The organism is Amycolatopsis sp. PSD-21, from assembly GCF_055561455.1.
In genome coordinates, this window is sequence record NZ_CM145712.1 from 3,015,240 (window position 1) to 3,039,032 (window position 23,793).

General features: G+C 69.7%; 22 protein-coding genes. 14 read left to right on the top strand and 8 right to left on the bottom strand.

All coding sequences use genetic code 11. The annotated features are described in order from the left end of the window. Positions 1–2: 2 nt before the first annotated feature. The gene (locus tag ACZ1DY_RS14625) at positions 3–506 is read right to left on the bottom strand and encodes a hypothetical protein (RefSeq protein ID WP_465484685.1); all 504 of its coding nucleotides are present in this window, start codon (positions 504–506) and stop codon (positions 3–5) included. Then, positions 503–1,273: an alpha/beta hydrolase gene (locus ACZ1DY_RS14630; protein ID WP_465484686.1), complete on the bottom strand. Its 771-nt coding sequence runs from the start codon at positions 1,271–1,273 to the stop codon at positions 503–505. Before ACZ1DY_RS14630 ends, ACZ1DY_RS14625 begins: the two co-directional genes overlap by 4 nt. A 216-nt stretch (positions 1,274–1,489) precedes the next feature. On the opposite strand from ACZ1DY_RS14630, the gene ACZ1DY_RS14635 reads away from it, so the two are divergent. After that, positions 1,490–2,251, top strand: coding sequence for a lysophospholipid acyltransferase family protein (locus ACZ1DY_RS14635; RefSeq protein ID WP_126734863.1), 762 nt, complete (start codon positions 1,490–1,492; stop codon positions 2,249–2,251). Between the two features lie 20 nt (positions 2,252–2,271). Continuing rightward, entirely contained in the window at positions 2,272–2,757 is a 486-nt protein-coding gene (locus ACZ1DY_RS14640; RefSeq protein WP_016332795.1) for a polyadenylate-specific 3'-exoribonuclease AS, read from the top strand. A 64-nt stretch (positions 2,758–2,821) separates the two neighbouring features. Here ACZ1DY_RS14640 and ACZ1DY_RS14645 read toward each other — a convergent pair whose 3' ends face one another. Next, positions 2,822–3,898 carry a 3-deoxy-7-phosphoheptulonate synthase gene (locus ACZ1DY_RS14645; protein ID WP_126734862.1) on the bottom strand — a complete coding sequence of 359 codons (1,077 nt, stop codon included), beginning with the start codon at positions 3,896–3,898 and terminating at the stop codon, positions 2,822–2,824. 282 nt (positions 3,899–4,180) lie between these two features. On the opposite strand from ACZ1DY_RS14645, the gene ACZ1DY_RS14650 reads away from it, so the two are divergent. Both ACZ1DY_RS14650 and ACZ1DY_RS14655 read left to right on the top strand, forming a co-directional pair. After that, positions 4,181–5,206: a 6-phosphofructokinase gene (locus tag ACZ1DY_RS14650; RefSeq protein WP_034322513.1), complete on the top strand. Its 1,026-nt coding sequence runs from the start codon at positions 4,181–4,183 to the stop codon at positions 5,204–5,206. A 165-nt stretch (positions 5,207–5,371) separates the two neighbouring features. Next, positions 5,372–6,856: an amidohydrolase family protein gene (locus ACZ1DY_RS14655; RefSeq protein WP_465484687.1), complete on the top strand. Its 1,485-nt coding sequence runs from the start codon at positions 5,372–5,374 to the stop codon at positions 6,854–6,856. Positions 6,857–6,875: 19 nt separating this feature from the next. Here ACZ1DY_RS14655 and ACZ1DY_RS14660 read toward each other — a convergent pair whose 3' ends face one another. Then, positions 6,876–8,318: an aromatic amino acid ammonia-lyase gene (locus ACZ1DY_RS14660; RefSeq protein WP_465412063.1), complete on the bottom strand. Its 1,443-nt coding sequence runs from the start codon at positions 8,316–8,318 to the stop codon at positions 6,876–6,878. 38 nt (positions 8,319–8,356) lie between these two features. Continuing rightward, a complete protein-coding gene (locus tag ACZ1DY_RS14665; protein WP_257487994.1) occupies positions 8,357–8,827 on the bottom strand; it encodes a group II truncated hemoglobin in 471 nt (156 codons plus the stop codon). 104 nt (positions 8,828–8,931) lie between these two features. On the opposite strand from ACZ1DY_RS14665, the gene ACZ1DY_RS14670 reads away from it, so the two are divergent. The 9 genes from ACZ1DY_RS14670 (at position 8,932) to ACZ1DY_RS14710 (ending at position 19,089) form a co-directional block, all read left to right on the top strand. Further along, positions 8,932–9,273: a winged helix-turn-helix transcriptional regulator gene (locus ACZ1DY_RS14670; RefSeq protein ID WP_192745503.1), complete on the top strand. Its 342-nt coding sequence runs from the start codon at positions 8,932–8,934 to the stop codon at positions 9,271–9,273. Between the two features lie 210 nt (positions 9,274–9,483). Continuing rightward, complete coding sequence (locus ACZ1DY_RS14675) at positions 9,484–10,704, top strand: glycoside hydrolase family 18 protein (protein WP_257487993.1); 1,221 nt, start codon at positions 9,484–9,486, stop codon at positions 10,702–10,704. 72 nt (positions 10,705–10,776) lie between these two features. Beyond that, entirely contained in the window at positions 10,777–11,442 is a 666-nt protein-coding gene (locus ACZ1DY_RS14680; RefSeq protein WP_016332804.1) for a DUF2461 domain-containing protein, read from the top strand. Between the two features lie 110 nt (positions 11,443–11,552). Further along, complete coding sequence (gene pyk / locus ACZ1DY_RS14685) at positions 11,553–12,977, top strand: pyruvate kinase (protein WP_126734855.1); 1,425 nt, start codon at positions 11,553–11,555, stop codon at positions 12,975–12,977. A gap of 193 nt (positions 12,978–13,170) precedes the next feature. After that, positions 13,171–14,070, top strand: a complete 900-nt coding sequence (locus ACZ1DY_RS14690; RefSeq protein ID WP_192745501.1) for an acyl-CoA thioesterase — start codon at positions 13,171–13,173, stop codon at positions 14,068–14,070. A 450-nt stretch (positions 14,071–14,520) separates the two neighbouring features. Continuing rightward, on the top strand, positions 14,521–15,435 hold the full coding sequence (locus ACZ1DY_RS14695) for a helix-turn-helix domain-containing protein (RefSeq protein ID WP_192745500.1): 915 nt from the start codon (positions 14,521–14,523) through the stop codon (positions 15,433–15,435). Next, positions 15,419–15,628 carry a DUF397 domain-containing protein gene (locus ACZ1DY_RS14700; RefSeq protein WP_125688181.1) on the top strand — a complete coding sequence of 70 codons (210 nt, stop codon included), beginning with the start codon at positions 15,419–15,421 and terminating at the stop codon, positions 15,626–15,628. The genes ACZ1DY_RS14695 and ACZ1DY_RS14700 overlap by 17 nt, the downstream gene beginning before the upstream one ends. A 161-nt stretch (positions 15,629–15,789) precedes the next feature. Beyond that, positions 15,790–16,002, top strand: a complete 213-nt coding sequence (locus ACZ1DY_RS14705) for a hypothetical protein (protein ID WP_257487991.1) — start codon at positions 15,790–15,792, stop codon at positions 16,000–16,002. A 63-nt stretch (positions 16,003–16,065) separates the two neighbouring features. Continuing rightward, entirely contained in the window at positions 16,066–19,089 is a 3,024-nt protein-coding gene (locus ACZ1DY_RS14710) for a helix-turn-helix transcriptional regulator (protein ID WP_465484688.1), read from the top strand. A gap of 201 nt (positions 19,090–19,290) precedes the next feature. Here ACZ1DY_RS14710 and ACZ1DY_RS14715 read toward each other — a convergent pair whose 3' ends face one another. The 3 genes from ACZ1DY_RS14715 to ACZ1DY_RS14725 all read right to left on the bottom strand — a co-directional run bounded on the left by ACZ1DY_RS14715 (position 19,291) and on the right by ACZ1DY_RS14725 (position 22,528). Next, a complete protein-coding gene (locus ACZ1DY_RS14715; RefSeq protein ID WP_257487989.1) occupies positions 19,291–20,904 on the bottom strand; it encodes a succinic semialdehyde dehydrogenase in 1,614 nt (537 codons plus the stop codon). A gap of 117 nt (positions 20,905–21,021) precedes the next feature. Beyond that, positions 21,022–21,810, bottom strand: coding sequence for a hypothetical protein (locus ACZ1DY_RS14720; RefSeq protein ID WP_465484689.1), 789 nt, complete (start codon positions 21,808–21,810; stop codon positions 21,022–21,024). A 103-nt stretch (positions 21,811–21,913) separates the two neighbouring features. After that, positions 21,914–22,528, bottom strand: coding sequence for a TetR/AcrR family transcriptional regulator (locus ACZ1DY_RS14725; RefSeq protein WP_185927221.1), 615 nt, complete (start codon positions 22,526–22,528; stop codon positions 21,914–21,916). Positions 22,529–22,632: 104 nt separating this feature from the next. On the opposite strand from ACZ1DY_RS14725, the gene ACZ1DY_RS14730 reads away from it, so the two are divergent. Then, positions 22,633–23,784 carry an acyl-CoA dehydrogenase family protein gene (locus ACZ1DY_RS14730; RefSeq protein ID WP_126734982.1) on the top strand — a complete coding sequence of 384 codons (1,152 nt, stop codon included), beginning with the start codon at positions 22,633–22,635 and terminating at the stop codon, positions 23,782–23,784. The last annotated feature ends 9 nt before the right edge of the window (positions 23,785–23,793 follow it).

Sequence of the window (23,793 nt, forward strand, 5' to 3'; positions counted from 1 at the left end):
GATCAGACCTGGGCGCCGTTGTTCGGATCCGCGCCGGGCGGCGGCCCCTGACGCACCCGCAGCAGGAGCAGGGCGATCGCGGTCGCGAGGGCGAGGATGCCGAGGGGGGTGCCGAGCCGGGTGCCCATGCCGATCAGGTTGGGCGCGATCAGGAGCAGCAGGCCGAGCAGGAAGAACAGCAGGACGATGAACGCGCCCTTGCGCGGACGCGGCAGGGGAGGCGGCTCAGGCGGCACGAAATGGCCCTCGTCGTCGCTCGGCCCTGAGGGGTCGTCCTCGAAGAGGGTCTTGTCCCAGCTGGTGCCGCCGCCGCGCCAGCCCGGCTCGGGCTCGGCGTCCGACGGCTCGGGCCGGGGTGTCTTCTCGGCGGGCTTCTCCGCCGTCTTCCCGGCCGGTTTCTCCATGTCGTCGTCGGGGAACAGGCCGACGCCCTCCGCACGGAGGTCGGCCACGATCTCGGCGAACGTCGCGTCGACGTCCTCCGGCCCGTCCTTGCCTCTGCTCATCCGGCGTCCACCTGTCCCGCCCGGCGCACGGACCGGGCGAAGTCCACCGTACGCGTGAAGATCAGGCCCGCGTCGTGGTCTTGCGTGGCGACGTGGAAGCTGTTCTCCAGCACCACCTCGGTGACGTCGTCGCTGCCGATCCCGTCCAGGATCACCTGGGAGTTGACCGGCTCCACGATGTGGTCGACGGCCGAGTGGAGCAGGAGCACCGGCTGGGTCACCTTGCCCAGATCCGCGCGGGTGACCTTCCACAGCTTCGCCAGGCTGGCCGCGGCGCGCACGGGCGTCCGCGAGTAGGCCAGCTCCGTCTCGCCGGGCTTCGCGATGTCGTTCGCCACGCCCGGCACCGACGGCAGGATCTTCGACAAGACCGGCAGCAGCTTGGCGTCCCGGCGCAGCGTCAGGATCGACGGGTTCACCAGCACGATGCCGGCGATCCGGTCGCCGAACTCCTCGGCGAGCCGCAGCGTCAGCGTCCCGCCCATCGACATCCCGGCGACGAACACCGTCTCGCAGGTCGCGAAGAGCGCCAGCAGCTCTTCACGGACCGCGCCGTACCAGTCCTCCCAGCCGGTCCGGTTCATGTCCTGCCACCGGGTGCCGTGCCCGGGAAGGAGCGGGCAGCGCACCGTGTAACCGGCTTCGGCCAGATGGTCTCCCCAGGGCCGCATGCTCGCGGGGGTGCCGGTGAATCCGTGGCACAGCAGGAACCCTGCTTCGGTCGAACCGGTGTGAGCGAACGGTTCCGCGCCGGCGAGGACGGCCATGCGATCGCCTTCCGTGAGGGCTGGGTAGGTCTCCTATGTTCGCACGAGCGGAGCGGCTTGTGGGCCCCCGCTCTCACTTCGAAAATCGGGCGGGATCGGATGTGAGATCCGTCGCTGGGTGCGGGTAACCGGGTGGACTTCGTTGTGCCTGGGGTGCGCGATTCGTAGTCTTGACCATCGGGCGCGGGGATTGAGCTGCTAGGAGGAGTTTTCGCAGTGCTGTACTGGCTCATGAAACACGTGTTTATCGGGCCACTGCTGAAGGCGCTGTGGCCCACCAAAGTCGTCGGCGTGGAGAACATCCCCGACGACGGCGGCGCGATCCTCGCGGGCAACCACCTCGCGGTCGCCGACTCCTTCTTCATGCCGCTGCGCGTCAAGCGCAAGGTGACCTTCCCGGCCAAATCGGAGTACTTCACCGAAAAGGGCTTCAAGGGCCTGCTGAAGAAGTGGTTCTTCACCGGCGTCGGCCAGTTCCCGATCGACCGCTCCGGGGGCAACGCCGCGCAGGCCGCGCTCGACACCGCGACCCGGCTGGTCCGCGAGGGCCACCTCCTCGGCATCTACCCCGAAGGCACCCGCTCCCCGGACGGCCGCCTGTACAAGGGCAAGACCGGCGTCGCGCGGATCGCGCTCGAATCCGGCGGCGTCGTGGTCCCGGTCGCCATGATCGGCACCGACAAGGTCAACCCGATCGGCTCGAAGATGTGGTGGCCGCGCCGCCTCGAGATCCGCTTCGGCAAGCCGCTCGACTTCTCGCGCTACGAAGGCCTCGCCGGGGACCGCTTCATCGAGCGGTCCATCACCGACGAGATCATGTACGCGCTCATGGAGCTCTCCGGCCAGGAGTACGTCGACATCTACGCCGCCAAGGCGAAGGAACTGCTCGCCGCCGAAGAGGCCGGGCTCCGCCCGAAGGTGCCCGCGCAGCCGTCCGCCAAGGACGTCGCCCGTATCCCGGACACCAAGGTCGGCTGAGGCCCCACTAGGGTTCTCCGGTGCGCTTTTTCTACGACACCGAATTCATTGAGGACGGCGTGACCATCGATCTGGTGTCGATCGGTGTCGTGGACGAAAGAGGACGCGAGTTCTACGCGGTCTCGACCGATTTCGATCCCGGCAAGGCTGGCCCCTGGGTCCGCGACAACGTGCTCCCGAAACTCCCGTCGCCCGCCGACCCGGCGTGGCGCAGCCGCGAGAAGATCCGCACGGATCTGCTCGAGTTCTTCGGCAAGCCGCCCGGCGGGATCGAACTGTGGGCCTGGTTCGCCGCTTACGACCACGTCGCGCTGGCGCAGCTGTGGGGGCCGATGCCCGCGCTGCCGCGTCAGCTACCCCGGTTCACGCGTGACCTGCGGCAACGCTGGGAGGACGCGGGCAAGCCGAAGCTGCCCTCGGCGCCGGACGACCAGCACGACGCGCTGGCCGACGCGCGGCACAACTACCAGCGGTGGCAGATCATCGAGTCCTACTGGCACCGGTAGAGCCTTCGCCCTCGTGAGTGGTAAGGACGGTTCTAACCGTCCATACCACTCACGAGGCCTGGAGTCAGCGGCGTGAGTCGACGGCCTCCGCGAGGGTGTCCAGCAGCTCCGCCGTCGTGTCCCACCCGAGGCACGCGTCCGTGATCGACTGCCCGTAGGTCAGCGAAGCGGCCGAGCCCAGCGTCAGGTCCTGCCGCCCCTCCACCAGGAAGCTTTCCAGCATCAGCCCGGCGATGCCCCGCTCACCGGCACCGATCCGGTCGGCGAGTTCGCGGACGACCGTGGCCTGCCGCACGTGGTCCTTCGCGCTGTTGCCGTGGCTCGCGTCGATGATCACGCGCTCCGGCAGCCCCGACTTCGCCAGCCGCGCCAGCGTGTCGGCCACCGTCGCGGGGTCGTAGTTCGGGCCCGCCGAGCTGCCGCGCAGGATCACGTGGCAGTCCTCGTTGCCCGCCGTGGTGATCAGGGCGGCGAGACCGTCGGGGTTGATACCCGCGAAGACATGGCTGGCGCCGGCCGCGCGGGTGGCGTCGACGGCGACCTGGACGTCGCCCTCAGTGGAGTTCTTGATCCCGACCGGCATCGACAGCGCGCTGCACAGCTGCCGGTGCACCTGGCTCGCCGCGGTCCGCGCGCCGATGGAACCCCAGGTCACGGTGTCGGAGATGAACTGCGGGGTGATCGGGTCGAGGAACTCGCAGCCCACCGGCAGACCGAGCGCGGAGATGTCGAGCAGCAGTTTGCGCGCCATCCGCAGGCCGTGGTTGACCTCGTACGTGCCGTCGAGCCCGGGGTCGTTGATGAGCCCCTTCCAGCCGAGCGTGGTCCGCGGCTTCTCGAAGTAGACCCGCATGACGATGTGCAGGTCGCGGCGGTGTTCTTCGGCCTTGGCGGCGAGGCGGCGGGCGTAGTCGAGCGCGGCGTCCGCGTCGTGCACCGAGCAGGGCCCGACGACGACGAGGAGCCGGTCGTCCCGGCCGTCGAGGATGTCGACGGCCGAGGCCCGCCCGGCTAGGACGGTATCGGCGATTTCCGCCGTCATCGGATGTTCGTGCCGCAGCATCGCGGGCGACAGCAGCGGGCTGATGGCCGCCGTGCGGTGCCCGTCGAGGGCGATGAGGGTGTCAGCGGAGGGAGACATCGCGGGTCTGGTTCCTTTCGAAAGGGATACCGACCCGCGGGAACTCGCCGAGCCGGTGTGATTCCGGCTCGGGGTGGAGGTCAGCGCAGGTTCACGCGGCCGTGCCCACCCGGGGCCGGCTTCGTAAACCAGAAATAGCGCTGCACGGGGCCAAGCTAGCACATCGCGGGCGTGGACCGATTCCCGAGGTGGTCCGCCCTGCACCGATCCAGAGAACTCCCGCTACGCTGGCGGCGGGACATGTGACTGTCATCTCTACGGAACACAAGACGGAGGCTTCTCATGCGTGTCGGTGTGCTGACCGGCGGTGGCGACTGCCCGGGGCTCAACGCGGTGATCCGCGCTGTGGTGCGCAAGGGCATCGAGGTGCACGGCTGGGACATCGTCGGGTTCCGCAACGGCTGGAACGGTCCCCTCACCGGGGACAGCCGCCCGCTCGGCCTGAACGACGTCGAGGACATCCTGACCCGCGGCGGCACGATCCTGCGGTCGTCGCGGACCAACCCGTACAAGGTCGACGGCGGGGTCGACAAGATCAAGGCCGTACTCGCCGAGCAGCAGGTCGACGCGCTGATCGCGATCGGCGGCGAGGACACCCTCGGCGTCGCGAAGCGGCTCACGGACGACGGCGTCGGAGTCGTCGGGGTGCCCAAGACGATCGACAACGACCTCGGCGCCACCGACTACACCTTCGGCTTCGACACGGCCGTCTCGATCGCCACCGAGGCCATCGACCGGCTGCACACCACGGCCGAATCGCACCACCGCGCCCTGGTCGTCGAGGTCATGGGGCGGCACGCGGGCTGGATCGCGCTGCACTCCGGTCTCGCCGGCGGCGCGAGCGTGATCCTGGTGCCGGAGCGGCACTTCAGCGTCGACCAGGTCGTCTCGTGGGTCGAGCGCCGGTTCGAGAAGGAGTACGCGCCGATCATCGTGGTCGCCGAGGGCGCGCTGCCCGAGGGCGGCGAGGAGAAGCTGCTGACCGGGGAGAAGGACGCCTTCGGGCACGTCCGGCTCGGCGGCATCGGCACCTGGCTGGCCGACGAGATCGCCGCCCGCACCGGCAAGGAGTCCCGCGCGGTCGTGCTCGGGCACGTCCAGCGCGGCGGCACCCCGACGGCGTACGACCGCGTGCTCGCCACCCGGTTCGGCCTCAACGCCGTCGACGCCGTGGCCGACGGTGACTTCGGCGTGATGGTGGCGCTGCGCGGCACGGACATCGTCCGCGTCAAGCTCTCCGAAGCCACCGCCGAGCTGAAGACCGTCCCGGTCGAACGGTACGAAGAGGCCGAGGTCTTCTTCGGCTGAGCCCGGTTCGATGAGAAGGCCCCTTACTTTGTGCTGAATCCGGGTAAGGGGCCTTCCTTTTCTTGCGGCCCCGCCGTCGCGGCAAGTTGAATCGGCCATCTGGGGATCCAGGTGAAAGGGACGGCGGTTCTCATGGCGGGTGCGGGATCCAGTAGGCGCGAGTTCTTGAGGTTGCTGGCCGCCGGGGGGACCGGGGTGGCGTTCGCCGGGCTGCTGCCCGGCACGGCGGGCGCCGGCCTCGGCGAGCTCGTCGTCATCGCCGACGTCACGCTGATCGACGGCACGGGTGCCGCGCCACGGCCGGGCGTTTCGGTCGTGCTCGCCGGCGACCGGATCGTCCGGGTGGGCGGCTCCGCCGGGCTGCCGGAGATCCGTGGCGCGCGGGTGATCGACGGCTGCGGCAAATACCTCGTCCCGGGACTGTGGGACATGCACACCCACAGCGCGGACCTCGAAGACATCGTCCCGCCCCTGCACCTGGTCCACGGTGTCACGGGCGTCCGCGAGATGTGGGGGTACGCGGAGAACCGCGAGACGAAGGCCAAGATCGAACGCGGTGAACTGCTCGGCCCGCGTATGGTGCTGGCGAGCGGGATCGTCGACGGGCCGGTCACGCTGCTGGCGCCACCGGTGCTCCACGTGTCGACGGCGGCCGAAGCGCGAGCCGTCGTCCGCGCGGAGAAGGCCGCGGGCGCCGAATTCGTCAAGATCTACTCCTACCTCGGGCCCGGCGCCGTGCGCGCGCTCGCGGACGAAGCCCGCGCACAGGGCCTCCGTTTCTCCGGGCACTGGCCGTACAAGCTGTCGCACCTCGAGGTGAGCGACCTCGGCCAGCACAGCCTCGAGCACTACTTCGGGGTGTCCATCCACTGCTCGTCCCGGCGTGACGAAATCCTCGGCAGGCTGGCGGAGACGCCCTACGACCCCGCGGCGCCGCGTGCCGTCTTCGACCTGGCACGGCGGCTGGAGTTCGAGTCGGTCACCACATACGACCACGGCCGGGCGCAGGCCTACTTCGGCAGGCTGCGGCGCAACGGCACCTGGCATTCCCCGACGCTGACGATCAACCGGGTGGTCACGCAGCCCGCCGAAACCCACCAGCAGGACCCGCGGCTGAAGTACGTGCCCGCCGACGTCCGCGAGAGCTGGGCCAAGGGCATCGAACGGTTGGCGCCCAAGACGCCTGAGGACATCGCCCTGCATGAGCGGTACTACCAGGAGACGCTGCGACTGGTCGGCGTCGCGCACGAAGCCGGCGTCGGGCTCGTCGGCGGCACCGACTGCCTCAACCCGTACACCTTCCCCGGCAGCGGGCTGCACGAGGAACTCGCCTTCCTGGTCGAAGCGGGGCTTTCCCCGGTGCAGGCCCTGAAGACCGTCACGGGTGACGCGGCGAGGTTCCTCGGCAGGGAAGCGACGTCGGGCACCGTGGCGGTGGGGAAGGAGGCGGATCTCGTGCTGCTGGACGCGAATCCGGCCGCCGACATCCGCAACGTCGCGAAGATCGACACGGTGATCACCCGCGGCCGGATCCTCGGCAGGGCGGAGCGACAGCGGATGCTCGACGCCGTGGAGGTCGCCGCGAACCGGCCGACGACCACCACGAGCGCCCGGGTCCACGCCCTCGCCCGGCGGGGTTGCTGCTGCTGACCTCCCGGAACGCGGGGAGTCAGATCCGCGCGAGGGTGTCCAAAAGGGACACGGCACGCGCGATGTCCTCGGTGAGCGGCCGGTCCTCGACGCTGGGATCGAGCACCGCCGCGGCCGTCTCGTAGGCGTCCCGAGCGGGGAGGGAGACGAGGTCCGCCTTCCGCATCCGCAGCGCCCGGACGGCAGCGACCAGCTCGCACGCCAGCACCTGCTGGTACGCCGAGCCCGCCGCGGTCGCCGCCCGCGCGGCCTGGGTGGAGAAGCTCGCGTGGTCCTCGATCCCGCGTGAGACGACGGCGGTGCCCAGCGTCGCCGGGAGCGCGGCCTGCCGCAGTTCGGTGAGCGCGTCGTGCGCGACGTATTCCAGGATCATCACGCCCGAGCTGCCCGACGGCCCGGCCGCGAGGAACGGCCGCAGCCCGGTGAACTCCGGCTCCACCAGGTCGCCCAGCCGGGCCACCGACAGCTCGGCGACCTGATGGACGGTCGCACGCACCTGGTCGAGCGCGGTCGAGACGTACGCGGTGTGGAAATGCGCATGGTGGTAGGCGTCCTGATGCACCGTGGAGATCATCGGGTTCTCGGTGCTGGCGTTGATCTCCACCGCGAGCACGTCGCGCAGGTAGTGGATCGCGTCGAGCGCGGGCCCCTGCACCTGCGGGAAGGCGCGGAGCCCGAACGGATCCTGGATGCGCCTGCCGGGTTTCGGCGTGCCCTCCATCCCGAGCAGCCGCCGCATCTCCGCCGCGCACGCGACCTGCCCGGCGTGCGGACGTGCCTCGTGGACGGGGGTCGCGTAGGCCTCAGGGTTCCCGTCGAGCGCGATGTACGTCAATGCGGCGACGACGTGACTCGCCCGCGTCAGGGTGTCGAGCCGCATCGCCGCGAGGGTCGCTTCGGCCAGCGTCGCGGCGTTGCTGCTCATGAACGCGAGCGCGTCACCGGCCCGCACGGGCACCGGAGGCACCCCGCCCGCCAGCCACGGCCGTTCGCCGGTGAGGGCGAGCGCGGTCTCCGCCAGCGGCGCGAGGTCGCCGGTGCCGATCGCGCCCAGCCGGTGCACCAGCGGCAGCGCGCCGGTCCGCACGGCGGTGGCCAGCGCCCCGATCAGCTCGGGGCTGAGCCCCGAACGTCCGGCCAGCAGCTGGTTGAGCCGGATGAGCATCATCGCCCTGGTCTGGCCGGGGGACATGACGTCGCCGCTGCCACCCGCGTGACTGCGCAGCAGCCGCAGCCCGTGATCCGGCGACTCCCCCTCGCCGACCGGGTCCTCCTTGTTGGCGCCGACGCCGGTGGTGCGGCCGTAGACGATGCGGCGCGTGCTCAGCTCCTCGGCGAGTTTCCACGCGCTTTCCGCGCCGCGCAGCGCGGCGATCGAGACGTCGATACCCAGCGGGCCCTCGGTGCTCGCGGCGGTCACGACGTCCGCGCAGCGCAGGGTCCGGCCGTCCACCCGGATCACGGCGGCCTCCTTTCACGACCGCCCCACTATGAACGCCTTCAGTCCGACGGCGGCCGCCAGGGCGGCCGGTTGCCCCAGTCCCACTTCGGCATGGGCTCGGGGACGGTGACCTCGCGGCCCGGTTGGGAGAACATCACCGCGAGCCTGCTGCCCCATTCGACGTACGCGGCGAACGCGGAGCGGAACTCCGGATCGGCGGGCAGCCCGGCCTCGTCGGCGGCGTCGAAGAGCAGGTTCACCCAGCGGCGGCGCTGCTCTTCGGTGATGGCGCGGCCGAGATGCCGCCCGACCATGTGCCGGTGGCCGCCGTGGTCGCGACCGTAGGTCTCCGGTCCGCCGAACACCTCGGCGAGCCAGACCGCCACGTGTTCGGGATGGCCGGGGTCCATGTCGCGGAAGACCGGTTCCAGCAACGGATCCTTCAGCACGTGGCCGTAGAAGACGGTGGTCAGCCGTCGCAGGGCGGGAAGCCCGCCCGCCCATTCGTACAACGTCGGCGTCTCGGTCACGTAGGGTCCTCCCAGCGGCGCTGATCTTCCGGTCCGGCAAGGCAACCACCCCGGATCGCTCGGGACAACCGCTTACTTTTCGGTGCGTGCCAACGGGAGTGACGATGAAGCGGTACCGCTGCGCGGTCGAGCTCGCGGTCGACGTCATCGGCGGCAAGTGGAAGCCGGTGATCCTGTCGCATCTCAAGGAAGGGGTGCACCGGTACGGCGAACTCCGGCGCCGGATGCCGGGCGTCAGCGAGAAGATGCTGACCCAGCACCTGCGCGAGCTGGAGGCGGACGGCCTCGTGCTCCGGGAGAGCCGGGAGGGGCGGGTGCCGCACGTCGAGTACCGGCTCACCGAGGAGGGGGAGCGGTTACGCCCCGCACTCGAGGCGCTCTACGACTGGGGAACCCGGCGCGCGGCGGACCGCGGGATCACCTTCGAGCCGTTACCGATTCACTGACTGCCGACGTCCCGCTATGGCGGGGCAGCTCGACTGGGGGGCCTGGGCCAGCTCAGCGAGGCTTTCGGCATATTCCCGTCGGAGAATGTTCGAAAATGTCCATCCGAAAGTCTTGGTCTGAACCATTGACGGTGTGGTCTAGTCCACTTAACTTGTGCGTGTCCCGCCGCAGTCCTCTCGTCACCGCTGGTGACCGGGAAGGGAGAACGCATGTCCCGTTTGAACAGGTTCACCGCGATCGCGGGTGCCGCGGCCGTCGCACTGGGCGCACTGGCCGTCGCGGCGCCGGCGCAGCAGGCGGCCGCCGAACCGGAAGCACCGGCGGCCTCGGTCGGCAAGGTACTCGGGTACTTCGCCGAATGGGGCGTCTACCAGCGGAACTACCATGTGAAGAACATCGACACCTCGGGCTCGGCGAGCAAGCTGACGCATATCAACTACTCGTTCGGCAACGTGACGAACGGTGGCTGCGCGATCGGTGACGCGGAGGCGGCGACCAGCAAGTTCTACGACGCCGCGGGCAGTGTGGACGGGGTCGCCGACAGCTGGGACACCGGGGCGCTGCGCGGGAACTTCAACCAGCTGAAGAAGCTCAAGGCCAAGTACCCGAATCTCAAGGTGCTGTGGTCCTTCGGCGGCTGGACCTGGTCCGGCGGTTTCGGCGAGGCGGCGAAGAACCCCGCCAAGTTCGCGGAGTCCTGCTACAACCTGGTCAACGACCCGCGCTGGGCCGGTGTCTTCGACGGGATCGACATCGACTGGGAGTACCCGAACGCCTGCGGTCTCTCGTGTGACACCAGCGGACCGGCCGCGATCAAGAATCTCGCGCAGGCGCTGCGGGAGAAGTTCGGCTCGAAGCTGGTCACCGCCGCGATCACCGCGGACGGCACCGACGGCGGCAAGATCGACGCGGCGGACTACGGCGGCGCGTCGCAGTACTTCGACTGGTACAACGTCATGACCTACGACTACTTCGGAGCCTGGGCCGCGCAGGGCCCGACCGCCCCGCATTCGCCGCTGACCGGCTACGACGGCATCCCGACCGCCGGCTTCCACTCCGACGCCGCGATCCAGAAGCTGAAGAGCAAGGGCGTCCCGGCGGGCAAACTGTTGCTGGGCATCGGTTTCTACGGCCGCGGCTGGACCGGCGTCACCCAGGAGGCCCCGGGCGGCACCGCGACCGGTCCGGCGGCGGGCACCGAGCCGGGCATCCAGGACTACAAGGTCCTGAAGAACACCTGCCCGGCCACCGGCACCGTCGCGGGCACGGCCTACGCGAAATGCGGCAGCGACTGGTGGAGCTACGACACCCCCGCGACCATCGGCGGCAAGGTCACCTACGCCAAGAACCAGGGGCTCGGCGGAGCCTTCTTCTGGGAGTTGTCCGGTGACACCACCGACGGCGAGCTGATCACCGCGCTGGCCAAGTAAGGCCTCTTCGACGGAAGCGCGTGAAGGCCCCCTTCACGCGCTTCCGTCGGTGCCGGGGATTACGGTCACCGCATGGGTTTCGAGGGTTTCGGCGAGTACGCCATCGACTTCTACGACGGTCTCGAGGCGGACAACTCCAAGTCCTATTGGGACGCGAACCTCGCCACCTACAAGGCCGACGTCCGCGCCCCGATGGAGGCGCTGCTCGCCGAGCTGGTGCCGGAGTTCGGTGACGGCTTCGGCGAGGGCAAGGTGTTCCGCCCGTATCGCGACGTCCGGTTCGCCAAGGACAAGACGCCGTACAAGACCCACTGCGGCGCGGTGATCGAACAGGGCCGCGGCGGCGGCGCGTACTACGTCGAGGTCGGACCGGCCGGGCTGCGGGTCGGCGGCGGCTGCTTCCACTTCGAGTCCGATCAGCTCGCCCGCTTCCGCAAGGCCGTCGACACCGAACTGCGCGGCGCCGAGCTGGCGAAGATCCTCGCGAAGCTGGAGAAGGCGGGCTGGGAGATCAAGGGGGACAGGCTCAAGTCGAAGCCGCGCGGGTTCGCCGAGGACCATCCCCGCATCGACCTGCTGAAGTACCGCTCCGTGTACGCCGTCCGCGGCTGGGAGCCCGACGACGTCCTGCACGAACGCGGCGCCCTCGACCGGGTGCGGAAGGCGTGGCGGCAGGTCCGCGCGTTCAACGAGTGGGCGCGGGACCGGGTCGGGCCGAGCGAGAAGCCGCGACGATAACCACCGAACCCTGATCGACGGTTGTCCGCCGCCCAGGTCAACTGACACTTTTCTTGAACTTTCGGTATCGGTACAGACGTATCCGCGATGAGGGACTACGCTGTGCGAACGTGAGCCGACGCGCGAAGATCGTTTGTACCCTGGGCCCCGCGACCGCTACGCCGGAGAAGATGCGGCAACTCGTCGACGCCGGGATGGACGTCGCGAGGATGAACTTCAGCCACGGGACGCACAGCGACCACAAGCAGGTCTACGACCTCATCCGCACCGCCGCCGCCGAATCGGGCCGCGCGGTGGGCATCCTCGCCGACCTCCAGGGGCCGAAGATCCGTCTCGGCACCTTCGCCGGCGGCCCGGTCGAGTGGCACAACGGCGACATCGTGCGCATCACCGTCGAGGACGTCGCGGGCACGCACGACCGCGTCTCGACCACCTACAAGGGACTCGCCGACGACGCGAAGCCCGGCGATCGTCTCCTCGTGGACGACGGCAAGGTCGGCCTCGTGGTCAAGGAGGTCGAGGGCCCGGATGTCGTCTGCGAGGTCACCGAAGGCGGCCCCGTCAGCAACAACAAGGGCGTCTCCCTGCCGGGTATGGACGTCTCCGTGCCGGCGCTGTCCGAAAAGGACATCGAAGACCTCGAGTTCGCGCTCGAACTCGGCGTGGACTTCATCGCGCTCTCGTTCGTCCGCTCGCCCGCCGACATCGACCTGGTCCACCAGGTGATGGACCGCGTCGGCAAGGGACGCCTCCCGGTCGTCGCGAAGATCGAGAAGCCCGAAGCGGTCTACAACCTCGAAGCCATCGTGCTGGCCTTCGACGCGGTGATGATCGCCCGCGGTGACCTCGGCGTGGAGCTCCCGCTGGAGCAGGTCCCGCTGGTGCAGAAGCGCACCATCCAGATCGCCCGCGAGAACGCGAAGCCGGTCATCGTCGCGACGCAGATGCTCGAGTCGATGATCAACAGCTCCCGCCCGACCCGTGCCGAGGCCTCGGACGTCGCCAACGCGGTGCTCGACGGCGCGGACGCGCTCATGCTCTCGGGCGAGACCAGCGTCGGCCGCTACGCCATCGACGTGGTCAAGACCATGGGCCGGATCATCGAAGCCGTCGAGACGGACTCGCCGGTCGTGCCGCCGCTGTCGCACGTCCCGCGCACCAAGCGCGGTGTCATCTCCTACGCGGCCCGCGACATCGGCGAGCGGCTGAACGCCAAGGCGCTGGTCGCCTTCACCCAGTCCGGTGACACCGTCCGGCGGCTCGCGCGGCTGCACACGCGGCTGCCGCTGCTGGCGTTCACGCCGGAGGAGAGCGTCCGCAGCCAGCTCGCGATGACCTGGGGCACCACGACGCGGATCGTGCCGAAGGTGGGCTCCACCGACCAGATGATCCAGCAGGTCGACCACGCGATGCTCGAAATGGGCAAGTACGCCAAGGGTGACCTGGTGGTCATCGTGGCCGGTTCCCCGCCCGGGACCGTCGGCTCGACCAACCTCATCCGCGTGCACCGCCTCGGCGAGGACGACCACGCCTGACGCTGCCCCGCGAGGCCGCCCGCGCCTTCACTACGCCGTCGCTCAAGTTGGTCGTGAGTGGCGTTTCGGGTTAGAACCCGAAACGCCACTCACGACCAACGGTACCGATCCGAGACGTCCTGAAGGTGGCCTTCGCGACAAACGTCCCGCCTCACGGAGGCTCCGAGCACCCGCACGGCCTAAAGTCCATGACATGACTGAGATGGCCAGGGAAGCCGCGGCCGGTTTCGACAACGCCGGCGGGACGGGCGGACAGCCCGTGCTCGACCGGCTGGTCGCGCTGCTGGACTTGGAGAAGATCGAGGAGAACATCTTCCGCGGCGTCTCGCCCGCGCATTCGCCGGTGCGGGTGTTCGGCGGGCAGGTCGCGGGGCAGGCGCTGGTCGCCGCCGGCCGCACGGTCCCCGAGGAGCGGAAGGTCCACTCGCTGCACGCGTACTTCATCCGCGGCGGCGACCCGAGCGTCCCGATCGTCTACGAGGTCGACCGCATCCGCGACGGCCGCTCGTTCACCACGCGCCGCGTCGTGGGCATCCAGCACGGCAAGGCGATCTTCTCCCTGTCCGCCTCGTTCCAGAAGGACGAGGGCGGTATCGAGCACTCCGAGGCCATGCCGGACGTCCCCGATCCCGAGTCGCTCCCGACGCTGCAGGAGCGGGCCGAGGGGTACTTCATGGGCCATCTCGACCGGCCGCGCCCGATCGACCTGCGCTACGTCAACGACCCGCCGTGGGTGACCAGGAAGTCGGGCGACCGGCCCGCCAGGAACCAGGTCTGGATGCGGGCCGACGGCAAGCTCCCGGATCAGCAGCTGCTGCACGTCTGCGTGCTGACCTACGCCTCCGACATGACCCTTCTGGACTCGGTACTCGCGCGCCACGGCGTCTACTGGGATCTCGACAAGGTGCTCGGCGCGAGCCTCGACCACGCGCTCTGGTTCCACCGCCCGTTCCGGGCCGACGAGTGGTTCCTCTACGACAGCGCGTCGCCGACCGCGTCGGGTGCCCGGGGGCTGGCGACCGGCCGGTTCTTCGCCGCGGACGGAACGCATATCGCCACCGTCGTGCAGGAAGGTCTGCTCCGAGTCGTGTGACGTTCCGCATCGGAGTTCTCTTCTCGTCCACCCTTTAGAGGGAATGACGAAACGCTTTAACATCTGGAGCCAGAGCATTACGGGAATGCGGGCATAAAGGGAGGGCCGGAACCGATCGGGGGACGGCTCCGGCCCTGCACCGGGGGTGAATCCGGCTTCGACGGGTATCCTTCCGAAAGCCCATCGGTGCAGCTCGCGGCCCCGCGCCCGTGCCGCGAGCGGATCCGCTGCCGCCGGTGAGGGCGGGCGTACCGCGTTGCACAATGCTCAACCTACAACGGCAATCTGCAAATTGCAGGATGAAAATCGACGCGTGGGTGAAAATGGTCGTGTGACCATCTCACCGAATGTGTCTCGGGCTGGTTAGATGTGCTTCGTGCGGGGTTCCTGAACACTGTTCTCCGCGATGTCGCGATCGTTGGTGCTCGGACAGCTTGTGGAGGTGCCGTGATGACGAGAGGTCAGGGACCCACCGTGCGCCGCCGGCGGCTGGCGAGTGAGCTGAGGCGGTTGCGCGAGGCGGCCGACCTCACCATCGACGAGGTGAGCGAGAAGCTCGAATGCTCGGCGTCGAAGGTCAGCCGGATCGAGACGGGGCACGTCGGCGTCACCCCGCGCGACGCGCGCGACATGCTCGAGCTGTACGGCATCGCGGGCGACGAGCAGGAGGCGCTCGTCCAGCTGGCGAGGGAGGCCCGCAAACGCGGCTGGTGGCACGCGTATAACGAAGTGTTCACCGGCACGTTCGTCGGCTTGGAGGCGGACGCGAGTTCGCTGCGGGCGTTCCAGGCGCTGCTGGTGCCGGGCCTCCTGCAGACCGAGCGCTACGCCAAGGCCGTGATCAGGGCGATGCGGCCCGACGCCGAGGACGCCGAGATCAGGCGCCGGGTGGCGGCGAGGATGGCGCGGCAGGAGCTGCTGACCGATCCCTCGCCACCGGAGTACTGGGCCGTCATCGACGAAGCGGTCCTGCACCGCGTTGTCGACGGGCCCGAGGTCATGGCGGAACAGCTGTACCGGATGGTCACGATGGCGGGGAGGGCGAACGTGACCGTCCAGATCGTGCCGTTCGGCGCGGGTGCCCATCCCGGGATGGAGGGTCCGTTCCTCATCATGGGCTTCCCCGAACTGGCCGACACCGACGTGGTCTACGTCGACAGCACCTCCAGCGGGCTCTACCTGGAGGAACCCCCGGACGTCCGGCGATACGCGTTGATGTTCGACCATCTGCGTGCCGCCGCGTTGAAGCCGGACGACTCGGTCGAGGTGATCGCCGAGGCCGCCGGGAGGTTCGCCGAACAGGCGGCCCTTCCGGAAAGTCACTGGAAACAAGTAAGGAGTGGGGAGCATGACGCCCAACGATGACCTTTCCCAGGCCCGGTGGTTCAAGAGCAGCCACAGCGGTGGCGGCAACGACTGCGTCGAGGTCGCCTTCACCGGTTCCGGTGCCGCGCTGAGGGACTCCAAGGACCCTGAGGGAGGTGCCTTCCGCCTCTCCCCGCAGGCTTGGCGGGGGCTGCTCGGCGCTGTGCGCGCGAGTGGCCCGGATCACGGCTAGAGACCATCGAACTCGACCCCTTACGCCCCCCGAGCAGGGGATGGGCCGGCGTAAGGGGTCGAATCACGTCCGGGTGTAGGTGATCACCCGATGCCTCAGGGCACCCCTCAGGACGAATCTCGTCACTACCAACAAGGCAGTGAGTTCCTAAGGGGAAAAGAATGAACACGAACGACGCTCTGCTCACCGGCGTACTGGCCGAGGTCGAGTACCGGCGCGAAGAGCTGCAGCGAGCGGGCCGCAGCGTATGGGTCGACCGGGCCCGCCGGGCGGGCAAGCGGATGCGCGCGCAGCGTGCCGAAGTCCGGGTGCCCGCCCAGGAGCGCCGAGAGGTCCGGCAGGCGCCCGCCCGCAGCGGCGACGTCACCCGGTAGAGGTCGAGTGCGATGAAGCTCTCGGCGAAAACACAGGCGAAGTTGTCGGCCCGGTAGGCAAGAATGCACCTCGTGCCCCGTCTTGGCTCCGGAATCCCGATCGTCGCCCGCACTCAGGAGATGCGGCAGCTCCGCGCCGCCTTCGCCCGTGCAGAACGGGGCGAGGCCGGCGCGGTGCTGCTCTCCGGTGACGCCGGCGTCGGCAAGACCCGCCTCCTGACCGCGCTCGGCGAGTACGCCGCCGGCACCGGCGCCCTGGTGCTCACCGGGCGCTGTATCGACGTCCATGAGGGCGGTCTTCCTTATCTTCCGTTCGCCGAGGCGCTGGCGCCGCTGGCGACGACGTCCGATCCCGCGGTCACCGCCGCGCTCCGGGCCCGGCCGGCGCTGGGCAGGCTGCTCCCGCAGATGCAGCAGGCGGAGGACTACCCCGCCATCGAAGACGGTCAGCTCACCGCGAGCGAACGCGTGTCGACGCAACGCCTCGGGCCCGAACGGGACCTCGGCCAGCTCCAGCTGTTCGACGCGGTACTGGGGGTGCTGACCGTCATCGCGCAGCGCCGGCCCGTGGTGATCCTGCTGGAGGATCTGCACTGGGCCGACGGCTCCACCCGGAACCTCCTGTCCTTCCTCCTGACCAGGCTGCGCACCCAGCGGTTGCTGGTGGTGGCGAGCTACCGCGAGGAGGACGTCCACCGGCGGCATCCGCTCCGGGCGGTGCTGTCCGAGGTGGTGCGGCTCGGCGCCGTCGAACGCGTCGAGGTCAAGCCGTTCGGCGCCGAGGACGCGCGCGCGTTCGTCGAGGCGCTGGCCGACGAGCCGATCGGCCAGGACCTGATCGCCGACATCGTCGCCCGGTCCGAGGGCAATCCGTTCTTCGTCGAGGAGCTGCTCGCGTCCGCGAAGGACTGCCGCGAGCTCCCCGCCGGGCTGGCCGAAGTACTCCTCGCCAGGGTGGAGCAGCTCTCCCAGATCACGCGCCGGGTGCTGCGCGTGGTCTCGGTCGCGAAGGACGCGGTGGCGCACGCCGCGCTCGCCGAGATCTCCGGGCTGGACGAGCTCGAACTCGACGAGGCGCTGCGCGAGGCCGTGCAGCATCACGTGCTGGTGATCGAGAACGGTTTCTACACCTTCCGCCACGCGCTGCTGCAGGAAGCGGTGTACGGCGACCTGCTGCCGGGGGAGCGGGTGCGCATGCACGCGGCGTACGCGGCCCGCATCCGCGACCGGGCACAGGGCCGCGGCCAGGACGCGCGGCTCGCGCACCACAGCATGGAGAGCAAGGACTTCGTCACCGCGCTGGCCGCGCTGCTGCGCGCGATGGAGGAGGCGGAGAAGCTGGGCGCGCCCGGTTCCGCGCTGCGGCACGTCGAGCAGGCACTGTCCATTTGGGACGCCGTCCCCGCGGCGGACCGGCCGCCGGGTGTCGACGAGCTCCGCCTCCTGCACGAGGCGTCGTATTTCGCGAGCACTTCGGGGGAGCCGGAGCGCGCGGTGGCCTACTCGCGGTCCGCGACCGAGGCGCTCGGCCCGGACACCGGCAACGAACGGGCCGCCAAGGTCTGGCGGCGGCACGCGGAAGCGCTGCTTTCGGTCGACGGCACGATCGACGAGGTCGTCGAGGCGATCGACAAGGCCTGGAAGCTGGTCGAGCACACCGGGGCGAGTGCCGCGCGGGCGTGGGTGCTCGCCACCCGCGCCGGGATCCTGCGGCTGATCGACCGGCACGACGAGGCGCTGCAGTGCGCGCTGGCCGCGGTCGCCGACGCCAGGGCCGTCGGCGCGGGCGGGGCGGAGGCGGCGGCGCTGGTCTCGCTCGGGACGCTGGCCGATTCGGCGGGCGACGTCGAGGAGGCGCGGGAGCGGCTGCGCGAGGCCGAGCGGAAGGCCAGGGATTCCGGCGCGCTCAACGGTGAGCTACGGGCCCTGCATTTCCTCGGGCTGAGCTACGACGACCGGGCCGAGATCCGGTCCGCGCTGAAGTACTACGCCAAGGGCATCAAGCGGGCCAAGGAGACCGGGCTGACCTGGAGCTCGTTCGGCATCGAGCTGCGGACCAAGCACCTCACGCTGCGGTACGTCAGCGGCGATTGGCCGGAAGACGACGACGCGGGCCGCGCGGGCCGCGGTGTTTCGAGTGTCGTCGCCGGGCGGTTCCTGAGCATCTGGGCGCAGTTCGTCGTCGGCAGGGGCCGGTTCGCCGACGCGGACAAGATCCTGCCGAGCCTGCGGCAGCACTGGAGCGCGGACTACTCGATCGCGCTCGCGTCGGCCGACGCCGCGATCCAGCTCGCGTCGTGGCGAGGGGACCACGCGGGCGCCGTGCGGCAGGCGCACGAGCTGATCGACTGGCTCGAAGAGCTCGAACCCGCCGTGCTCGGCGGGATCCGGATCAGCGTGCACGGTCTCACCGCGGCCGTCGCCCAGGCGGCCGAAGCACGGGTCCGCGGCGATCTGGCGACGGTCGAGGAAGCAGTGGAGTCTGGCGAGAAGTTCCTCGCCCACGGCCGCCACTGCGCCGAACACGGCATCCCGCGTTCGGTGACGCTGGGCCCGGAAGCGCTGGCGTGGCTCGCCCGGCTGGAGGCGCTCGGCAGCTGCCTGCGTGGCGCGGGGGATCCGGCGCTGTGGGCGAAGGCCGTCGAGGCGTTCGGGTACGGCGCGGTGTACGAGCAGGCCATGTGCCGTCTGCAGCACGCGAAGTCCCTGCTGGCTTCGGACGGCGACACCGCGCTCGCCACGTCGGAGCTGCTGGCCGCGCACGCGGTGGCCGATCGGCTGGGCGCCTGCCCGCTGCGCGAAGCCGTCCGCGAGCTCAGCCACCGGGCGCGTGTCGAGCTGCCCGGGGAGGCCGTGGCGCCGCGGCGTGACGTCGTGGATCCGCTGACCGATCGGGAACGCGACGTGCTGGAGCGCGTCGCGCTCGGCCGGACCAACCGGCAGGTCGGCGAAGAGCTGTACATCAGCGAGAAGACGGTGAGCGTCCACCTTTCACGCGTGATGGCGAAACTCGGCGCGAGCCGCCGGGCCGAGGCCGTCGCGATCGCCTACGACCGGGGCCTGCTGGCCGCACCGACCTCTCCCTAGCCGCGTTTAGTCCTCTGAATGTGGCGGCATGGGTCGCAGGTCCGTGAGGGCCTCCTTACCTACCCTGAAGGTAGGGAAGGAGGCCTTCACGGACTTACGCGACCGCCCTCCGTGGCGCCAGCAACACCACCAGCCCTACAAGTCACAGCGGCTGGCGCGTGAAGGACCCCTTCCCTCGGCTGAGCCGAGGAAACTCGACCTTCAGCGGCGCGGGAGGCGGCGGAGCGCCTTGAGACCGGCGCTCAGCCCTCGCGCCCAGAGCTTCGGCGGGATTCCGCGGCCGGGGCGCAGCGGCATCCCGCGCTGCACCGCGATCGCCTGGGCCTCGGTGTACTTGAGCAGGCCTTCGGCACCGTTGCGCCGCCCGACGCCGGACTCCTTCATCCCGCCCATCGGCAGTCCCACGGTCCCGAAGGTCGCCGCGAAACCCTCGTTGACGTTGACGGTCCCGGCCTTCAGCCGCGCCGCGACCTCCCAGCCCGCCCGGCCGTTGCGCGACCACACGCTCGCGTTCAGCCCGAACTTCGTGTCGTTGGCGCGTTCGATCGCGTCGGTGACGTCGGTGTAGCCGTAGATCGACACGACCGGCCCGAAGGTCTCCTCCGCGAACAGCTTGACGTCCTCGGTGACGTCGGTGAGCACGGTCGGCTCGTAGAACAGCGGGCCGAGGTCGGGCCGGGCCTTACCGCCGGTGAGCACCTTCGCGCCCTTGGACCGGGCGTCCTCGACATGCGCCGACACCGTCTCCAGCTGGGCCTCCGAGGTCAAAGATCCCATCTGCGCCTGGTAGTCCAGGGCGCCGCCGAGCCGCAGCGCGGCGGTCTTGGCGACGAAGGCGCGGGTGAACTCCTCGCGGATCGACTCGTGGACGTAGATGCGTTCGACCGAGACGCACAGCTGCCCGGCGGAGGAGAAGCACGCGGTCACCGCGCCGGTCGCGGTCTTGGCGATGTCCGCGTCGGGCAGCACGATCATCGGGTTCTTGCCGCCGAGTTCGAGCGAGTAGCTCGTCAGGCGCTCCGCCACCTTCGCGGCGAGACCCTTGCCCGTGGGCGTGGAGCCGGTGAAGCAGAGATAGTCCGACTCCTCGACCAGCGCGTCACCGATCTGCGAGCCGCGGCCGAGCACGATCTGCCAGACACCGGCGGGCAGCCCGGCCTCCTCGGCGACCTCCTGCAGCCACAGCGCCGAGAGCGCGGTCTGGTTGTCCGGCTTCTGCACGACGGTGTTGCCCGCCGCGAGCGCGGGGAGGACGTCCATCGCGGTCAGCGCGAGCGGGTAGTTCCACGGCGAGATGATCCCGACGACACCCTTGGGGTGCCGGATCTCACCGACCTTCGTCAGTACCGGGATCAGCCCGGCGGCGCGACGCGGCGAGAGGATCTTCGCGCTGTGCTTGCCGTAGTAGGCGGCGACGAGGGCGGTGGCGCTGACCTCGTCGAAGGCGTCCATCCGCGCCTTGCCCGCCTCGATCTGCACGAGGTCGAGCGCCTCTTCCTGCCGCTTCAGCACCAGGTCGTGCAGGCGGATCAGGATGCGCTGGCGGTCTTCGACCGGCCGCTCGGCCCACGCGCGCTGAGCCTCCCGCGCCTGGTCGAACACGGCGCGGACGTCGGCGTCGGTGGCTTGGGGCAGCGTCGCGATCGGCTGCCCGGTGAAGGGCGCGCGCATCTGGACCGGCGCGGAATCCGCCCCGCCCACGACCCGGCGCACGAGCCGTTCCGCCCTGGCCGCGGCCGGGGCGCCGGGGACGTCGCCGATGGTGGCCGGTCCTTCGGTGTGGTGGCCCGCGCTCGCCGGTGTCGTGCTCGTCATGCCGTCTCCGTTCCATACCGCGCGGAGCCGGGGAGGCGCCACGCAGAGCCCAGGTGTTACCGACGAGTACAGCATACCGCCGGTATGGAGACTGTCCACCGCTGATGTGAATCAGTTTCACGTATTGCCCGGCTGAGGCGGGTTGCCGGGGGAGGGACGGAGGATGTCCTGCTGCTGCAACGCGGATCCCGCGGGCGGGGTCGGCGGCGACGGCGGCTCGTAGGCCTGCAGGTATTGCCGCGGAGGAATGCCGGGCGGGTAAGGGGTGTAGGCGGCGGGGTAAGGGGCCTGCCGGGGCGACGCCGGTTCACGACGGTTGGCCACGACCGCCAGCCCGATCGTGAGCAACGCCACGAGCCCGCCGGCGAGCAGGATCCAGAATCCGCTCCCGGTCCCATAGCGCGAGACGAACCGGCCGGTGTCCTGGCCGAAGCTCAGGCTCGCCGAGATGTCCATGCCGAGCATCCAGACGCAGGCCGCGGTCCCCGCTCCGCCCGCGATGAGCAGCGTCCTCGACGTCGTCGCGGCGGGCGAACCCGAACTGCGCTGGTACGCGGCGAAACCCACCGCGGCCCCGGCAAACAGGGTCAACGCGGCGGCGGACAACGGGATGCCGTAGCGGGCGACATGCGTCTTGTCGTAGAACTCCTTTTCCTCCGCCGACGGTTCGATGTCGAAGGTCCGCGTCCAGCCGGTCTCGGCGAATTTCGACACCGTCTTGCCGTCGGAGACCTGCTCGTACGTCGACTGCGGGAGAAAAGTCGCGATGAGGACCAGCAGGCCGGCGAAAACCCCCATCATCGCGGCGAAAAGGCGGGGGAGCCGCAGATCTGACGGCGGTCGCGGGGGCGGTGTTGCGCCGAACGGGCCAGTCGGTTGGTACGGCTGCTGCTGCGGCGCGTTCATGGTCGACTCCTCCGCTGGTTCCGTTGTCCAGCAAGGAATTCCACCACGGATCGGCCGACGGGATAAGTGTCAGCTGTGCTCTGGTCAAGGGCTTTCGCGCGTGCTACGCGGAGCTGTCCTCGTACAACATGACCGCGACGCGTTTCCATTCGTCGAGCAATTGCCGGCGCCGCTTCGGATCGCCGCCGAGTTCGGCGTCCAGCGCCAGCCCGCGCGTGAGGTTCACGGTCAGCCAGAACAGGATCTCCGCGCGTTCCTTCGGGAGATCCCCGGCGACGGCGGTGACGTGCTCCAGCGTCGAGCGGCCCAAAGCCTTGTCGACCGGGCGGATCGCTTCGCGGAGCTCGGGGTCGGTGCGCGCCGCCACCCACAGCTCCGTGGCCGCTGTGGACAGCGTGCCGGAGTAGCCCTCCCACAGCAGGTCGATCGCCGCCGCGACACCCGAGGCGCCGCCGGGGAGCGCCGTGATCGACGCCGCGAGGCGTCCGCGCAGTTTCTCCGTCAGATGCTCGACGGCGGCCGCCATGAGCTCGGCCTTCGCCGAGAAGTGATGCTGCACGGCGCCCTTCGAGACGCCGGCGCGGGCGCAGATCTCCTGGACCGAGGTGCGCGCGTAGCCGAGGTCGACCAGGCAGTCGATGGTCGCGTCGAGCAGGGCGGCGCGGGTCTGCTCGCGCCGCTCGGCCTGGGTGCGGTGGGTCCTGCCGAGCACACTCACCGGATCCTGCCCCCTTTACGTGCAGCTCGGTACGGATGTACATTCCGCATGGAACTTACATTCTAAGCGTCATGTTTTCCAGGTCCGATCAGGAGGCGTTGGCCGTGCCCTTGCAGATCCAGAAGAGTTCGTGGAGCACGACGGAGCTCGAAGACCTCCGGGACCTCGCCCGGACCTTCTGCCAGAAGGAACTCGTGCCGAACCAGGAGCGCTGGGCGGCCGAGAAGAAGGTCGACCGCGAGCTGTGGACGAAGGCGGGCGAGGTCGGCCTGCTGGCCCTGTCCATCCCGGAGGAGTACGGCGGTGGCGGCGGCACGTTCGCCCACGAGGCCGTGCTCTACGAAGAGCAGGCCCGCTCCGGCGACAGCGCATGGGGTGTCACCGTCCACAATGGAATCGTCGCGCACTACATCCTCGAGTACGCGAACGAAGAACAGAAGAAGGCGTGGCTGCCGAAGTTCGCCTCCGGCGAGATGGTCGGCGCGGTCGCGATGACCGAACCCGGCACCGGTTCGGACCTGCAGAACATCAAGACCCGCGCGGTCCGCGACGGCGACCACTACGTGATCAACGGCGCGAAGACGTTCATCACCAACGGTTTCCACGCCGACCTCGTCGTGGTCGCGGTGAAGACCGACCCCGACGCCGGCGCGCAGGGTGTCTCGCTGATCGCCGTCGAGACCGACACCCCGGGCTTCAGCCGCGGCCGCGTCCTCGACAAGATCGGCCTCAAGGGCCAGGACACCGCGGAGCTGAACTTCGACGACGTCCGCGTCCCCGCCGCCAACCTCCTCGGCGCGCAGGAAGGCCTCGGCTTCATCCAGCTGATGCAGCAGCTTCCGCAGGAACGGCTGATCATCGCCGTCACCGCGGTCGCCGGGATGGAGGCCGCGATCGACCAGACCATCGCCTACACCAAGGACCGCCAGGCGTTCGGCCGCCCGGTCTACAACTTCCAGAACACGAAGTTCAAGCTCGCCGAGGCGGCGACCGAGGCCGCGGTGTCGCGCGCGTTCCTCGACCAGTGCATCGAACGGCACCTGCGCAAGGAACTCGACGTGCAGGGCGCGGCGATGGCGAAGCTGTGGACCACCGAACGGGTCAACAAGGTCGTCGACGACTGCCTGCAGCTCTTCGGCGGCTATGGCTACATGACCGAGTACCCGATCGCGCGCGCGTGGGCCGACATCCGGATCTCCCGCATCTTCGGCGGCACCAGCGAGATCATGAAGGAAATCATCTCCCGCACGCTGTAGCGGAACCGT

Bases quoted from the DNA above. Each gene is read 5' to 3' on its own strand.
- ACZ1DY_RS14720 (WP_465484689.1), bottom strand. From the start codon at position 21,810: ATGAACGCGCCGCAGCAGCAGCCGTACCAACCGACTGGCCCGTTCGGC.
- ACZ1DY_RS14700 (WP_125688181.1), top strand. From the start codon at position 15,419: ATGACGCCCAACGATGACCTTTCCCAGGCCCGGTGGTTCAAGAGCAGC.
- ACZ1DY_RS14625 (WP_465484685.1), bottom strand. From the start codon at position 506: ATGAGCAGAGGCAAGGACGGGCCGGAGGACGTCGACGCGACGTTCGCC.
- ACZ1DY_RS14705 (WP_257487991.1), top strand. From the start codon at position 15,790: ATGAACACGAACGACGCTCTGCTCACCGGCGTACTGGCCGAGGTCGAG.
- ACZ1DY_RS14690 (WP_192745501.1), top strand. From the start codon at position 13,171: ATGACTGAGATGGCCAGGGAAGCCGCGGCCGGTTTCGACAACGCCGGC.
- ACZ1DY_RS14645 (WP_126734862.1), bottom strand. From the start codon at position 3,898: ATGTCTCCCTCCGCTGACACCCTCATCGCCCTCGACGGGCACCGCACG.
- ACZ1DY_RS14710 (WP_465484688.1), top strand. From the start codon at position 16,066: ATGCACCTCGTGCCCCGTCTTGGCTCCGGAATCCCGATCGTCGCCCGC.
- ACZ1DY_RS14670 (WP_192745503.1), top strand. From the start codon at position 8,932: ATGAAGCGGTACCGCTGCGCGGTCGAGCTCGCGGTCGACGTCATCGGC.
- ACZ1DY_RS14695 (WP_192745500.1), top strand. From the start codon at position 14,521: ATGACGAGAGGTCAGGGACCCACCGTGCGCCGCCGGCGGCTGGCGAGT.
- ACZ1DY_RS14630 (WP_465484686.1), bottom strand. From the start codon at position 1,273: ATGGCCGTCCTCGCCGGCGCGGAACCGTTCGCTCACACCGGTTCGACC.
- ACZ1DY_RS14680 (WP_016332804.1), top strand. From the start codon at position 10,777: ATGGGTTTCGAGGGTTTCGGCGAGTACGCCATCGACTTCTACGACGGT.
- ACZ1DY_RS14650 (WP_034322513.1), top strand. From the start codon at position 4,181: ATGCGTGTCGGTGTGCTGACCGGCGGTGGCGACTGCCCGGGGCTCAAC.
- ACZ1DY_RS14675 (WP_257487993.1), top strand. From the start codon at position 9,484: ATGTCCCGTTTGAACAGGTTCACCGCGATCGCGGGTGCCGCGGCCGTC.
- ACZ1DY_RS14715 (WP_257487989.1), bottom strand. From the start codon at position 20,904: ATGACGAGCACGACACCGGCGAGCGCGGGCCACCACACCGAAGGACCG.